Source organism: Facivitalis istanbulensis (assembly GCF_040560405.1).
GTDB classification, from domain to species: domain Bacteria; phylum Pseudomonadota; class Alphaproteobacteria; order Sphingomonadales; family Sphingomonadaceae; genus Sphingomonas; species Sphingomonas istanbulensis.
Genome location: NZ_JAVSCQ010000017.1, coordinates 26538 through 39237, shown reverse-complemented (window position 1 = coordinate 39237; position 12700 = coordinate 26538). Strand labels below are relative to the sequence as shown.

Below are 12700 nucleotides of genomic sequence, written 5' to 3'. Positions count from 1 at the left end.
TCAGCATGCCCCCCGGTTCCCTTGCCTCCCCCCTGACCGACTGGTTCGCCGCCAAGGGCTGGCAACCGCGCACCCACCAGCTGGCGATGCTGGACGAAGCCCGCGCCGGGCGGCACGCCTTGCTGGTCGCGACGACGGGCGCGGGCAAGACGCTGGCGGGGTTCCTGCCGACGCTGACCGAGTTGATCGAAGCGCCGGCCGAAGGGCTGCACACCCTCTACGTCTCGCCGCTCAAGGCGCTGGCGGTCGACATCCGTCGCAACCTCGTGACCCCGATCGAGGAGATGGGGCTCGACATCCGGGTCGAGACGCGGACCGGCGACACCTCCTCGGACAAGAAGGCGCGACAACGGGTCAAGCCGCCGCAAATCCTGCTGACCACGCCTGAATCGCTGTCGCTGCTGCTCAGCTACCCGGATGCCGAAACGATGTTCGCGGGGCTGAAGACCATCGTGGTCGATGAGGTCCATGCCTTCGCCACCGGCAAGCGCGGCGATCTGCTGTCGCTGTGCATGGCGCGGTTACAGCGGCTGTCGCCCGATCTGCGCCGAGTCGCACTGTCGGCGACGGTGGCGGACCCGGATGGCTATCGCGCCTGGCTCGCGCCCGACGGCGACATCGACGCGGTGGGACTGGTGATGGGCGAGCCGGGCGCGCCGCCCGACATTGCCATCCTGCTGCCCGAGGATCGCGTGCCCTGGGCGGGCCATTCGGGCCGCTATGCCGCCGCCCAGGTGATGCGGGTGATCGAGGCGAACCGGACCACCATCGTCTTCTGCAATACCCGCAGTCTGGCCGAACTGATCTTTCAGGATTTGTGGAAGGCAAACGACAAGGGCCTGCCGATCGGCGTCCATCACGGCTCGCTGTCGCTGGAGGCGCGCCAGAAGGTGGAGGGCGCGATGGCGGCGGGCCAGCTCCGCGCGCTGGTCGCGACCGCCAGCCTCGATCTGGGCGTCGACTGGGGCGATGTCGATTGCGTGATCCAGATGGGCGCGCCCAAGGGTTCGTCGCGCCTCCTGCAACGGATCGGGCGCGCCAATCACCGGCTGGATGAATCGAGCCGCGCGATCCTCGTCCCCGGCAACCGCTTCGAGTATCTGGAGGCGCGCGCCGCGCTCGACGCGGTGGAGGCGGGCGAGCTCGACCCCGACCTGTTCCGGCAAGGCGCGCTCGACGTGCTGGCGCAGCATGTCATGGCCTGCGCCTGTGCCGCGCCGTTCGAACAGGGCGCGTTGCTCGATGAAATTCGCTCGGCCATGCCCTATTCGGCGCTGGACGATGCGACCTTCGACCGGGTGCTGCGCTTCATCGCGGACGGCGGCTATGCGTTGCGCGCCTATGACAAGTTCAAGCGACTGGTCCAGCAGCCCGGCGGGCTGTGGCGCGTCACCCATCCGCAATTCGTTGCCCAGCACCGCCTCAACGCCGGGATCATCGTCGAGGCGACGATGCTCAAGGTCCGCTTCCGCAACGGCCGCCAGCTCGGCCGGGTGGAAGAGGGCTTCGCCGCGACGCTGGCCCCCGGCGACACCTTCTTCTTCGCCGGGTTGAGCCTGGAGGTGGAATCGATCGACGGCGAGGACCTGATCGTCCGCGCCACGTCTCGCCCCGCGCGCATCCCAACCTATGGCGGCGCGCGAATGCCGCTGTCGACCAGCCTCGCCGAACGGGTGCGCGCCTTCCTCGCCGACCGCCGCGAATGGGATCGCTTTCCCCCGGACGTGCATGACTGGCTGGAGATGCAGGACCGCCGCTCGGTCCTGCCCCGCCCCGGCCAGTTGCTGGTCGAGACCTTCCCGCGCGAGGGGCGGCATTACATGGTCGCCTACAGCTTCGAGGGGTGGAACGCGCACCAGTCGCTGGGGATGCTCATCACCCGGCGGATGGAGGCGCAGGGGCTCAAGCCGCTCGGCTTCGTCGCCAGCGATTATGCGCTCGCCTGTTACGGGCTGGAGCCGATCGCCGACCCGGCCAGCCTGTTGTCCCCCGACATCCTCGAAAACGAGTTCGTCGACTGGGTGCAGCAATCGCACCTGTTGAAGCGCGCGTTCCGCGAAGTGGCGGTGATCGGCGGGCTGGTCGAGCGCCAGCATCCCGGCAAGCGCAAGACCGGGCGGCAGGTGACCTTCTCGACCGACCTGATCTACGACGTGCTGCGCAAATACGAGCCCGGCCACCTGCTGCTGCAAGCCGCGTGGGACGATGCGCGCGCGCGGATGACCGATGTCGGGCGGCTGGCCAATCTGCTCGGCCGGGCGGCGGGCACGATGCTGCATGTCGAGCTGGACCGGGTCAGCCCGCTCGCCGTCCCGGTGCTGGTCCTGATCGGACGCGAGCGGGTCGCGACCGGGAGCGCGGACGACGCCCTGCTGATCGAGGCGGAGGCGCTGGCGGCGGAGGCGATGGAGACCTGAGCCCCCGTCCCCTGCAAATCGATCACGCTGATCGTATCAAAAATGTTGCAATGCCCCTCCCCCTTCCGCAAACCTGATCCCGTGCTCCGCCAGTATGAACTCGTCGACCGTGTGCTCGACTATGACCCCCAGGCCGATGAGGCGCTGTTGAACCGCGCCTATGTCTTCTCGATGAAGGCGCATGGCAGCCAGAAGCGTGCTTCGGGCGATCCCTATTTCAGCCATCCGATCGAGGTTGCCGGCATCCTGACCGACCTGCACCTGGATGACGAGACGATCGCGACCGCGATCCTGCACGACACGATCGAGGATACCGTCGCCACGCCCGAGGAGATCGAGCGGCTGTTCGGCGCCAATGTCGCACGGCTGGTCGACGGCGTCACCAAGCTGTCCAAGATCGAGGCGCAGACCGAAAGCGAGCGCGCCGCCGAGAATCTGCGCAAGTTCCTGCTCGCCATGTCGGACGATATCCGCGTCCTGCTGGTGAAGCTGGCCGACCGGCTGCACAATATGCGCACGCTCCATCACATCGCGAAGCCGGAGAAGCGCCGCCGCATCGCGAAGGAGACGATGGACATCTATGCCCCGCTCGCCGAGCGGATCGGCATGTACGAGTTCATGAAGGAGATGCAGATGCTCGCCTTCCAGCAACTCGAACCCGAGGCGTATGAGTCGATCTCGCTGCGGCTGGCGCAGATGAAGGAAGGCGGCGGCGACCGGATCGCCAAGATCGCCTCCGGGCTGAAGCTGCTGATGGCGCGCGGTGGCATCGATGCGGAGGTGACGGGACGCGAGAAATCCGCCTTCTCGATCTTCCGCAAGATGAATGAGCGGCATATCAGCTTCGAGCAGCTGTCCGACGTCATGGCGTTCCGCGCGATCGTGCCGACCGAGGAGGATTGCTACCGCGCGCTGGGTCTGATCCATCGCCGCTGGCCGATGGTGCCGGGGCGGTTCAAGGATTATATCTCGACCCCCAAGCGCAACGGCTATCGCTCGCTGCACACCAGCGTCATCCATGCCGACAATGCGCGTATCGAGATCCAGATCCGTACGCCGGAAATGCATGCCGAGGCGGATTTCGGCCTGGCCGCGCACTGGACCTATAAACAGGCGACGCGCCACGATGCGCAGGTGAGCTGGATTCGCGATCTGGTCGAAATCCTCGATACGGCGGGCAGCCCCGAGGAACTGATCGAGCATACGAAGATGGCGATGTACCAGGATCGCATCTTCGCCTTCACGCCAAAGGGCGAGCTGATCCAGTTGCCCAAGGGCGCGACGCCGATCGACTTCGCCTATGCCGTCCATACCGATCTGGGCGACCAGGCGGTGGGGGCCAAGCTGAACGGCCGGGTCGTGCCGCTGTCGACCGTCATCTCCAATGGCGACCAGGTGCAGATATTGCGCTCGGCGGGCCAGACGCCGCAGGCCAACTGGCTGAACCTGGCGATCACCGGCAAGGCGCTGGCCGCGATCCGCCGCCACCTGCGCCATGCCGAGCGCGCCGAGCAGGTGACGCTGGGCACCAAGCTGTACGAGGATATCGTCCGCCGCCTGCCCGCGCAGATCGGCGCCGACGCGCTGACCCATGCGCTCCAGCGGTTGAAGATGCCCGACGAGGCGCATCTGATGATCGCGATCGCGCGCCGCACCGTGTCGGACGCCGCCGTGATGGAGGCGCTGATGCCCGGCTCGGCCGGCGCGGATGTCGCCGCCCTGCCGCCGCAGTCGAGCGCCATCTCGATCAAGGGGCTGACGCCGGGGGTCGCCTATGACCTTGCGCAATGCTGCCACCCGGTACCGGGCGACCGCATCGTGGGCCTGCGCCGCCCCGATGCGGGGATCGAAGTCCATGCGATCCAGTGCCCCGTCCTGACCGATCTCGCCGACCGCTCGGAAGAGGAAACCGACTGGGTCGACGTTTCCTGGGGCGACGACAGCGAGGGCGCGACCGCGCGCATCTCGGTCATGGTCAAGAACGAACCCGGCGCGCTGGGCGTGCTGGCGACGATCATCGGCCAGCACAAGGCCAACATCATCAACGTCCGGCTGGATACGCGCGACACGCGCTTCCACACCAATCTGATCGATGTCGAGGTGCATGATGTGCAGCATCTGATGCGCCTGATCGCCGCGCTGCGCGCCGCCGATGTGGTGAGTTCGGTGGAGCGGGTTTAACCCCCTTCCCGAACCACCCCGGCGGAGGCCGGGGTCCAGATGCGATGGACTATCGAGATGCGGAGGCCATCCCCTCGCACGCCACGAACCACATGGCAACTAGGGCCCGGCCTTCGCCAGGGTGCCACTTATGTATGGGGAGCCACTGCGCCCCGAAATCTGACACGCGAATGACGGCTCCGTAACAAAAGACTGGAACCCACGCCCGCGACGCGCTTTGACCTTCCCGAACAGGGAGCCTTTCTCATGCGTTTCGTCACCGCCGCCGCCATGCTCGCCCTCGCCGCGCCCGTTGCCTTTCCGGCCGTCGCACAACAGGTCCGGTCCATCTCCGCGTCCGACAAGGCGCAGGGTGCACAGGCCAATCCCCAGCTCGTCGCGCAATATGGCGGCCGCTACACCGGCCCACAGGCGGCGTTCGTCGAACGGGTGGGCAAGCGGGTCGCGGTCCAGTCGGGCCTGTCCAACGCGCAGGGCGATTTCGTGGTGACGACGCTCAACTCGCCGGTGGAGAACGCCTTCGCCATCCCCGGCGGCTATATCTATGTCACGCGCCAGCTTCTCGCGCTGATGAACTCGGAGGCCGAGCTCGCCTCGGTGCTGGGACATGAGGTCGGCCATGTCGCCGCGCGCCACGCACAGAGCCGCAACACCCGCTCGACCATCGGCTCGATCCTGGCGGCGGGCGCGGGGCTGCTGACCGGCAGCGATGTCGCCACCCAGCTCGTCGGCACCGGCGCGCAGCTCTACACGCTGAAATATGGCCGCGATCAGGAATATCAGGCCGATGGGCTCGGCATCCGCTACATGACCGCGGCGGGCTATGATCCCTATGCCTCGCCCGACATGCTCGCCGCGCTGGCGGCGTCGAGCGACCTGGCCGCGCGGACCGCGGGCCGCGACGCCAATGCGATTCCCACCTGGGCCTCCACCCATCCCAACAGCGCCGATCGCGTGCGCCGCGCCGCCGCGCTGGCGCGGCAGACCGGCCGCCCGGAAACCACTCCGGCACAGGACACCGCCTTCCTGCGGATGCTCGACGGCCTGCCCTATGGCGAAGACCCCAAGGAAGGCATTGTCGATGGCCAGACCTTTCGCCATCCCGTCCTGAAGCTCAAATTCACCGCGCCCAGCGGCTATCGCATCGCCAATGGCAGCGATGCGGTCAGCATCGTCGGCCAGGGGGGGCAGGCCGAAATGCGGCTGGGCCAGGGCAGCGACCTGGGCCAGGCCATCGCGTTGCGCTTCAAACAGCTCGGCACCGGCACGCCCACGGGCCAGCTCCAGAACGGCACCGCCAACGGCCTCCGCTATGCATGGGTAACGACACGCGCCGCCGCCAATAATCGCGCGGTCGATGCGACCGTGGTGGCGTATCGTTTCCCTGCGGCCACCTACACCTTCACGCTGGTGACGCCGGCGGGCAGCGGGATCGGGCCGTTCCAGCCGCTGCTGGCCTCGGTCGCGCCGCTGTCCACGGCGGAGGCGAACGCCATTCACGGCAAGAAGATCAGCATCGTGACCGTCCGCCAGGGCGACACGATCGACAGTCTGGCGGCGCGCATGGCCTATCCCGATTATCGGCGCGAACGGTTCGTCACGCTCAACGGGCTCGACCCGGAACAACCGCTGGTGCCGGGTCGTTTGGTCAAGTTGGTCGTGAATGGGTGACGGACGCGTTCGACGCCGCTAAACCGGCGGCGTCATGAAGCGCCCTGCCCTGTCCGTCGTCGTCCCCTGCTACAACGAAGCCGCCTGCCTGGACGTGCTCCACGCGCGGATCTCGGGCGCCGCCCGCGCGGCGGTGGGGGACGATTATGAAATCGTCCTCATCAACGACGGCTCGCGCGACGACAGCTGGCCGGTGATGCAGCGGCTGGCCGCCGCCGACCCGCATCTGGTCGCGATCAACCTGTCGCGCAATCACGGCCACCAGCTCGCGCTGACCGCCGGACTGGACCTGTGTTCGGGCGAGCAGATCCTCATCATCGACGCCGATCTTCAGGACCCGCCCGAGCTCCTCTCCGACATGCGCGCGACCATGGCGGCACAGGGCGCGGACGTGGTCTATGCCGTGCGCCGCAAGCGCGCCGGGGAAACGCTGTTCAAGAAGGTGACGGCGGCAATCTTCTACCGGATGCTCGACCGGCTGACCGACACGCCGATCCCGCTCGACACCGGCGACTTCCGTCTGATGAGCCGCCGCGCGCTCGATGCGCTCCAATCGCTGCCCGAACAGGCACGCTTCATTCGCGGCATGGTCGCCTGGGTCGGCTTTCGCCAGATTCCCTTTCCCTATGACCGCGCCGAACGTCATGCGGGCGAGACCCATTATCCGCTGGGCAAGATGATCGCGCTCGCCTTCGACGCGGTGACAGGTTTCTCGACCGCCCCGTTGCGCTGGGCGAGCCATATCGGCCTGGCGCTGACCGCCGCGTCGCTGCTGCTGCTGGTCTATATCGCGATCGGTTGGCTGACCGGCTCGGCGGTGCAGGGCTGGACCTCGACCATGCTGGTCACCGTCGTCCTGGGCGCGGTGCAGATGCTCGTGCTGGGCATGATCGGCGAATATCTCGGGCGGCTCTACATCGAATCGAAGCGGCGTCCGCTCTACCTGGTCGCCGATATCGCCGGGCCGGTCCAGGGGCATGCCCGGCTGGGCTACAGCGCCCATGAGGGAGCCAAGGACCCCGCCTGACCGCCCGCCGGAATGACAGGCCCCACATGATGGGCTCCGAATGACGGACGCAGCCGCCTTCAAGCCGACGCACGGATGGGCTAGAAGGGCGGCGTGACGCTTGCCCTCATCCTGTCCGCCATCGCCATGACCCTGATCGTCGGGGTCCGTTACCTGATCGCCTCGGGTGCGTTCGCGCTGGCGACCAGGGCGCGGCATCCCGATCTCTATGCGGGCCTCGATCCGCAGATCCGGCGCGAGATCGGCTGGAGCCTCGCCTCCGCCGCGATCTACGGCATCCCCGCCGGGATCGTCGCCTGGGGATGGCAGAATCGCGGATGGACGCAGATCTATGCCGATATCCATGCCTGGCCGCTCTGGTACTGGCCGGTCTCGGTGCTGCTCTATCTGCTGGCGCACGACACCTGGTTCTACTGGACGCATCGCTGGATGCACCGCCCCGCGATCTTCAAGCGCGCCCACGCCGTCCATCATGCCAGCCGCCCGCCGACCGCCTGGGCCGCCATGGCCTTTCATCCGATCGAGGCGGTGACCGGCGCTGTGGCCATTCCGCTACTGGTCTTCGTGATTCCGATCCATGCCGGCGCGCTCGGCTTGGTCCTGACCATCATGACCGTTATGGGCGTGACCAACCATATGGGCTGGGAAATCTTTCCGCGCTTCATGTGGCAGGGGCGCTTGGGGGGGTGGCTCATCACCGCCAGCCATCATCAGCGGCATCATGAGCAATATGGGTGCAATTATGGGCTATATTTCCGCTTCTGGGACCGATTGTGCAGAACGGACCGGGGGCTCGGCGATTTCGGGCGCGCCCATGCGCAGGCGGAGCGCCGCCGCGCTGGCGCTGGTCGCGCTGCCGCTGATGGGCGCCGCGCCGGTTAGCCACCTGGACATCGGCATCGACCATCTGCGTTCGGCCAAGGGCATGATCCGCCTGTGCCTGACCGCCGACCCGGACAATTTCCCGGCCTGTGTCGACGATAGCCGCGCCATGACCCGTTCGGTGCCCGCCGGCCAGAAGGCGATCAGACTGGACGGCCTGCCCCATGGCAATTACGCCGCCGCCGTCATCCATGACGAGAATGGCAATGCCAAGCTGGACACGCTGGCGGGCATCCCGCGCGAAGGCTTCGGCTTCTCGCGCAACCCGCCGATCCATTTCGGCCCGCCGCGTTTCACCGCCGCCCGCTTCACGCTCGAAGGTGTTGCGGAAGCGCAACAGATTCGGATGCGGTATATCTTCTGACCCATCGCGCCGGAGCGAAATCCATGGCGTGGCGTTTGATGCCGGATAACCATCTCAGGGAGTGTTCCACCTTGCGGCTTTTTTCGCGCGTTGCCGCCCCGTTGATCGCCACGGCGGCTTTTTCCCTGTCAGTGCCCGCCTGGGCGCAAGAGATTTCCGGTCCTCGCGATCCCGCCACCACACCGGCGGGCGAGTTGAACAAGAACAGCGTCACCATCGGCTTGGGCGGAGTCTATCTGCCCGATTACGAGGGGTCGAACGACTATCGCTTCACCGCCGCCCCCGCCGGGCTGGCCTATATCGACGGACGCACGATCGCGCTGATCGGCAACCGCCTGTCGGTCGACCTGATCGGCGACCTTCGCAACCCCGCATGGGATTTTCAGGCGGGTCCCGTCGCGGTGGTCAACATGGATCGCACCGCACCGTCGCAGATCGACGATCCCCGCGTTCGCGCGCTGGGCAAGATCGGCGCGGCAGTCGAACTGGGTGGCTATGTCGGCATCGCCAAGGTCGGCGTCGTGACCAGCCCCTATGACCGGCTGTCCATCGCGCTCAGCTATCGGCATGACGTGACCAACGTCCATGACAGTGCGATCTGGCAGCCGACGATCAACTATTTCACGCCGCTGTCGACCAAGGCGGCGGTCGGCCTGTTCGTGACCGCCGAGCGCGCGGGCAAAGGCTATGCCCGCCGCTATTTCTCGATCAACCCCGAGCAGAGCATCGCGAGCACCCTGCCCGTCTATACCGCCCGCGCGGGGTGGAAGGACTGGACGGCGGGTGCGATCGGCACCTATTCGATCACCGGCAATCTGGTTCATGGCTGGAAGCTGGTCGGCAGCGTCAACTATAGCCGGATGCTCAATGATTTCGGCGACAGCCCGATCGTGTCGCAAGCGGGCTCGCGCAGCCAGTGGCTGAGCGCGCTGGGCATAGCCTATACTTTCTGACCGGGTTCGCGCGCCGCTCGCCGCATGGAGAACAGGCACGCCTATCCCTGTGCCGCCATGTCCGGCGGGCTGCACCGCGCGCCGCCCGTCCGTTCGACCCCGAGGTCGAACGGAGGCGGCTTTCGACCGGAGACACCCCCGACCGCTTATTCCTGCGGGCACGGCCCCGGACGGACGACCGGCGCGCCGCCGATATACCAGCGGCTGGCGTCCCCCATCTTGTCCTGATCGTGATAGCAGAGCTGGCCCTTATTCTCCGGCCCCTGCTTCTCGACGATAAAGGTCCAATGGCTGTCGGCGCAATTATGCGGGGTACAGCCATGCGCGGCGATCCCCGTCTTGCCGAAGCGGAAGATCGGAACCGTGACCGAACCTTGCGACGTCACGCGCTTCACCAGCGCCTGATCGCTCACCGCCCCGCGCAGCGCGCTCAGCACCTCGGGCTGGTCGAAGAAACTGACGCCCTTCACCACGTCATTGGGATAATGGCCGACATAGGCCGCCAGCGGATCGACCTTCGCCGTCTGCGCCGCCGGAGTCGGCCGCACCGGCCCGGGGGGAGTGAAATTGCCCGGCGCGACGTCCGAACTCGTGTCGGAGGTCTGGCTGTTACAGCCCGCCAGCGCGACCAGGATCAGGCAGGGCAAGACATAGGGCAAGGGAAGACGGCGCATCGAAATTCTCCTTTTGGCCGGGCTCTCGGCCTTATCATGCCCCAGCCAGCACCGGCATGCCAATGCCGGTTGCCGGGACGGGCCGGTGCACCGTCGTCGACACAGGCAAGAGTTGCCAGTCTGCCCCAGGCGTCCGGTTCCCGGCGACAGGCTGGACGGGCACGAATAGGGCCGCCCGGGCGCGACGGGTCGGATCGCCTTCAAGGGCAAAGCCGCCCCCGCTGCGCAGGCGTCATCAGCCCTTCTTGTCCAGCGGGAAGGGTCCGGTCACCGTCGCGCCGCCATCGGCGGTGAAGACGATGGTCCATTGCGCATTATTGTCGCACACCGCGACCCAGGCCGGGGCGCCATTGACCGCAGCCACTTCGCGCATCGAGGTCACCGCCTGGCAGCTTTGCCCGGTGCTGCCCGAATCGCGGATCGCACGGAACAGGACGCCGTTGCGCTGCCCCTCGGGCAGGTCGCGCACCTTCGCGCCCATCGCCGCCGCGGTGCTGGCATTGGCGGGCGCCGCCTGCGTCGTGTTCGCGCCGCCCTCGTTGGAGGAGCCACACGCCGCCAGCGGCAGCGCGGCGGCGAGAAGGGCGAGAACGGTGGTCGAACGCATCATGGTCGCTAAATCCTCCGAATGATCGCAATGGCCGCCAATATCGTGACCATATCGCTTGCACAACGATCCGCACGCGCCACGGTTGCGCGACAAAGACGTCATCGGCATGACGAAGCGATGAGCGATATCCGTCTGCACGAAAGCTGGCTGTCCGTCCTGCGCCACGAGTTCGACACGCCCTATATGAAGGCGCTGAAGAGCTTTCTGGCCGAGGAACGCTCGGCCGGGCAGCGGGTCTTTCCCCGCCCCTCCGAATGGTTTCGCGCGCTCGACCTGACCCCACTCGACCAGGTGCGCGTCGTGATCCTGGGGCAGGACCCCTATCATGGCGAGGGACAGGCGCATGGCCTGGCCTTTTCGGTCCAGCCGGGCGTCCGCCCGCCGCCCAGCCTGGTCAACATCTACAAGGAGATGGCGACAGACCTGGGCATCGCGCCGCCCAGCCACGGGCTGCTCGACCATTGGGCGCGGCAGGGGGTGCTGCTGCTCAATTCGGTGCTGACCGTGCGGATGGGGCAGGCCGCGTCGCATCAGGGGCGCGGCTGGGAGCGGTTCACCGACGCCGTGATCCGCGCGGTCGCCGCCAGGCCCGAGCCGGTCGTCTTCATCCTGTGGGGCGCCTATGCCCAGAAAAAGGCGGGCTTCGTCCGCGAGATGGGAGCCGGGCGGCACTGCGTCCTGACCTCGGTCCACCCCTCGCCCTTGTCGGCGCGGGGCGGGTTCTTCGGCTCGCGCCCCTTTTCGCGCGCCAATGACTTTCTGGTCGCGCATGGCCGCGAACCGATCGACTGGGCACTGCCGCCACTGTCCTGATTCAAGGGTCGCCCGATCTGTAATCATACTGGCATCATTTGACGCGAGCGCGCATAGGGCGCGCCATTCCACCGATCAGAACAAGGACCTCGGACGATGGCCGACGACGAATATGTGTATGACGAAGCGACCGGCGAATGGATCAGCGCGGCCGACGCCGCCGCCAAGGCCGGTGCGGGCAGTCCCGATGACGCGGTCGTGGTGCGCGACTCGGTCGGCAATGTGCTGAGCGACGGCGACCAGGTGACGCTGATCAAGGACCTGACCGTCAAGGGCGCGGGCCAGACGCTGAAGCGCGGCACCCTCATCAAGTCGATCCGCCTGACCGGCGACGACCAGGAAATCGACTGCAAGTTCGACGGGATCAAGGGGCTGGTGCTGCGCGCGGAGTTCGTGCGGAAGCGGTAAGCCTTGACATTGGACAGATTATTGTACAACTTTGGCTGTATGCAAGCTGTCTCCTATTCCGAAGCGCGCGAGAATCTGAAGGCGATGATCGACAAGGTCGTCGCCGACCGCGCGCCCGTGGCGATCACCCGCCAGCGGGGTGAAGGCGCCGTGCTGATTTCGGCCAGCGAATGGGCCTCGATCGAAGAGACGCTATACCTGCTGCGCTCGCCCAAGAACGCCCAGCGTCTGCTGGAAAGCATCGCCGAGCTGGAAGCAGGCGGCGGCGAAACCCACGATCTCGTCCAACCGTGAAGGTCCAGTTCTCGTCACGATCATGGGCCGAGTATCTCGACCTCCATGCTCATGACGCGAAGCTATTCGCGAAGCTCAATGCCCTGATTGAAGAATGTCGCCGCCACCCGTTCAAGGGGACCGGCAAACCCGAACCGCTGGGCGGGAACCTGTCAGGCTGGTGGTCGCGCCGGATCAGCCATGAGCATCGGCTGGTGTACCGGGTGGCTGACAGCGGCGATGAGCAAGTGCTGCAAGTGGCGCAGTGCCGGTATCATTATTGATCCAAAACGGATGTGATTGTGATGGGCGCGGCTGGATTGCCCGTGCCACGCCCATCACCTCAGAGATCGCGGTCCAGCGACAACACTTCATCCTCGGAATGGGCGCAGCGCTGATCGAATCACCTAGTGATTAAACTGTATCC

The 12700-nt window shown here is 66.6% G+C and carries 13 protein-coding genes; 11 read left to right on the top strand and 2 right to left on the bottom strand.

Going from position 1 to position 12700, the window contains the following annotated elements:
- The first annotated feature begins 5 nt into the window (after positions 1–5).
- The 7 genes from RN629_RS11355 (at position 6) to RN629_RS11325 (ending at position 9495) form a co-directional block, all read left to right on the top strand.
- Complete coding sequence (locus tag RN629_RS11355) at positions 6–2417, top strand: ligase-associated DNA damage response DEXH box helicase (protein WP_407035308.1); 2412 nt, start codon at positions 6–8, stop codon at positions 2415–2417.
- A gap of 81 nt (positions 2418–2498) precedes the next feature.
- Complete coding sequence (locus tag RN629_RS11350) at positions 2499–4598, top strand: RelA/SpoT family protein (RefSeq protein ID WP_407035307.1); 2100 nt, start codon at positions 2499–2501, stop codon at positions 4596–4598.
- A gap of 246 nt (positions 4599–4844) precedes the next feature.
- A complete protein-coding gene (locus RN629_RS11345; RefSeq protein ID WP_407035306.1) occupies positions 4845–6269 on the top strand; it encodes a M48 family metalloprotease in 1425 nt (474 codons plus the stop codon).
- Between the two features lie 34 nt (positions 6270–6303).
- The gene (locus tag RN629_RS11340) at positions 6304–7296 is read left to right on the top strand and encodes a glycosyltransferase family 2 protein (RefSeq protein WP_407035305.1); all 993 of its coding nucleotides are present in this window, start codon (positions 6304–6306) and stop codon (positions 7294–7296) included.
- Between the two features lie 126 nt (positions 7297–7422).
- On the top strand, positions 7423–8178 hold the full coding sequence (locus RN629_RS11335) for a sterol desaturase family protein (protein WP_407035339.1): 756 nt from the start codon (positions 7423–7425) through the stop codon (positions 8176–8178).
- Positions 8111–8542 (top strand): DUF2141 domain-containing protein, encoded by a 432-nt coding sequence (locus RN629_RS11330; protein ID WP_407035304.1) that lies wholly within the window; start codon positions 8111–8113, stop codon positions 8540–8542. Before RN629_RS11335 ends, RN629_RS11330 begins: the two co-directional genes overlap by 68 nt.
- A gap of 71 nt (positions 8543–8613) precedes the next feature.
- Positions 8614–9495 carry a MipA/OmpV family protein gene (locus tag RN629_RS11325; protein ID WP_407035303.1) on the top strand — a complete coding sequence of 294 codons (882 nt, stop codon included), beginning with the start codon at positions 8614–8616 and terminating at the stop codon, positions 9493–9495.
- A gap of 146 nt (positions 9496–9641) precedes the next feature.
- On the opposite strand, the gene RN629_RS11320 is transcribed toward RN629_RS11325, so the two are convergent.
- On the bottom strand, positions 9642–10169 hold the full coding sequence (locus RN629_RS11320) for a hypothetical protein (protein ID WP_407035302.1): 528 nt from the start codon (positions 10167–10169) through the stop codon (positions 9642–9644).
- Between the two features lie 235 nt (positions 10170–10404).
- Positions 10405–10779, bottom strand: coding sequence for a hypothetical protein (locus RN629_RS11315; RefSeq protein ID WP_407035301.1), 375 nt, complete (start codon positions 10777–10779; stop codon positions 10405–10407).
- A 117-nt stretch (positions 10780–10896) separates the two neighbouring features.
- Between RN629_RS11315 and ung the strand changes: the two genes are divergently transcribed.
- From ung to RN629_RS11295, 4 genes are all read left to right on the top strand, one after another.
- Positions 10897–11592, top strand: coding sequence for a uracil-DNA glycosylase (gene ung, locus RN629_RS11310; protein ID WP_407035300.1), 696 nt, complete (start codon positions 10897–10899; stop codon positions 11590–11592).
- Positions 11593–11688: 96 nt separating this feature from the next.
- On the top strand, positions 11689–12000 hold the full coding sequence (locus RN629_RS11305) for a zinc ribbon domain-containing protein YjdM (RefSeq protein ID WP_407035299.1): 312 nt from the start codon (positions 11689–11691) through the stop codon (positions 11998–12000).
- 21 nt (positions 12001–12021) lie between these two features.
- A complete protein-coding gene (locus RN629_RS11300) occupies positions 12022–12294 on the top strand; it encodes a type II toxin-antitoxin system Phd/YefM family antitoxin (RefSeq protein ID WP_407035298.1) in 273 nt (90 codons plus the stop codon).
- On the top strand, positions 12291–12557 hold the full coding sequence (locus tag RN629_RS11295) for a Txe/YoeB family addiction module toxin (protein WP_407035297.1): 267 nt from the start codon (positions 12291–12293) through the stop codon (positions 12555–12557). Before RN629_RS11300 ends, RN629_RS11295 begins: the two co-directional genes overlap by 4 nt.
- Positions 12558–12700 lie beyond the last annotated feature (143 nt).

Coding starts and splice junctions, on each gene's coding strand:
- RN629_RS11355 (WP_407035308.1), top strand. CDS start 6: ATGCCCCCCGGTTCCCTTGCCTCCCCCCTGACCGACTGGTTCGCCGCC.
- RN629_RS11345 (WP_407035306.1), top strand. CDS start 4,845: ATGCGTTTCGTCACCGCCGCCGCCATGCTCGCCCTCGCCGCGCCCGTT.
- RN629_RS11340 (WP_407035305.1), top strand. CDS start 6,304: ATGAAGCGCCCTGCCCTGTCCGTCGTCGTCCCCTGCTACAACGAAGCC.
- RN629_RS11335 (WP_407035339.1), top strand. CDS start 7,423: ATGACCCTGATCGTCGGGGTCCGTTACCTGATCGCCTCGGGTGCGTTC.
- RN629_RS11330 (WP_407035304.1), top strand. CDS start 8,111: ATGCGCAGGCGGAGCGCCGCCGCGCTGGCGCTGGTCGCGCTGCCGCTG.
- RN629_RS11320 (WP_407035302.1), bottom strand. CDS start 10,169: ATGCGCCGTCTTCCCTTGCCCTATGTCTTGCCCTGCCTGATCCTGGTC.
- RN629_RS11315 (WP_407035301.1), bottom strand. CDS start 10,779: ATGATGCGTTCGACCACCGTTCTCGCCCTTCTCGCCGCCGCGCTGCCG.
- ung (WP_407035300.1), top strand. CDS start 10,897: ATGAGCGATATCCGTCTGCACGAAAGCTGGCTGTCCGTCCTGCGCCAC.
- RN629_RS11305 (WP_407035299.1), top strand. CDS start 11,689: ATGGCCGACGACGAATATGTGTATGACGAAGCGACCGGCGAATGGATC.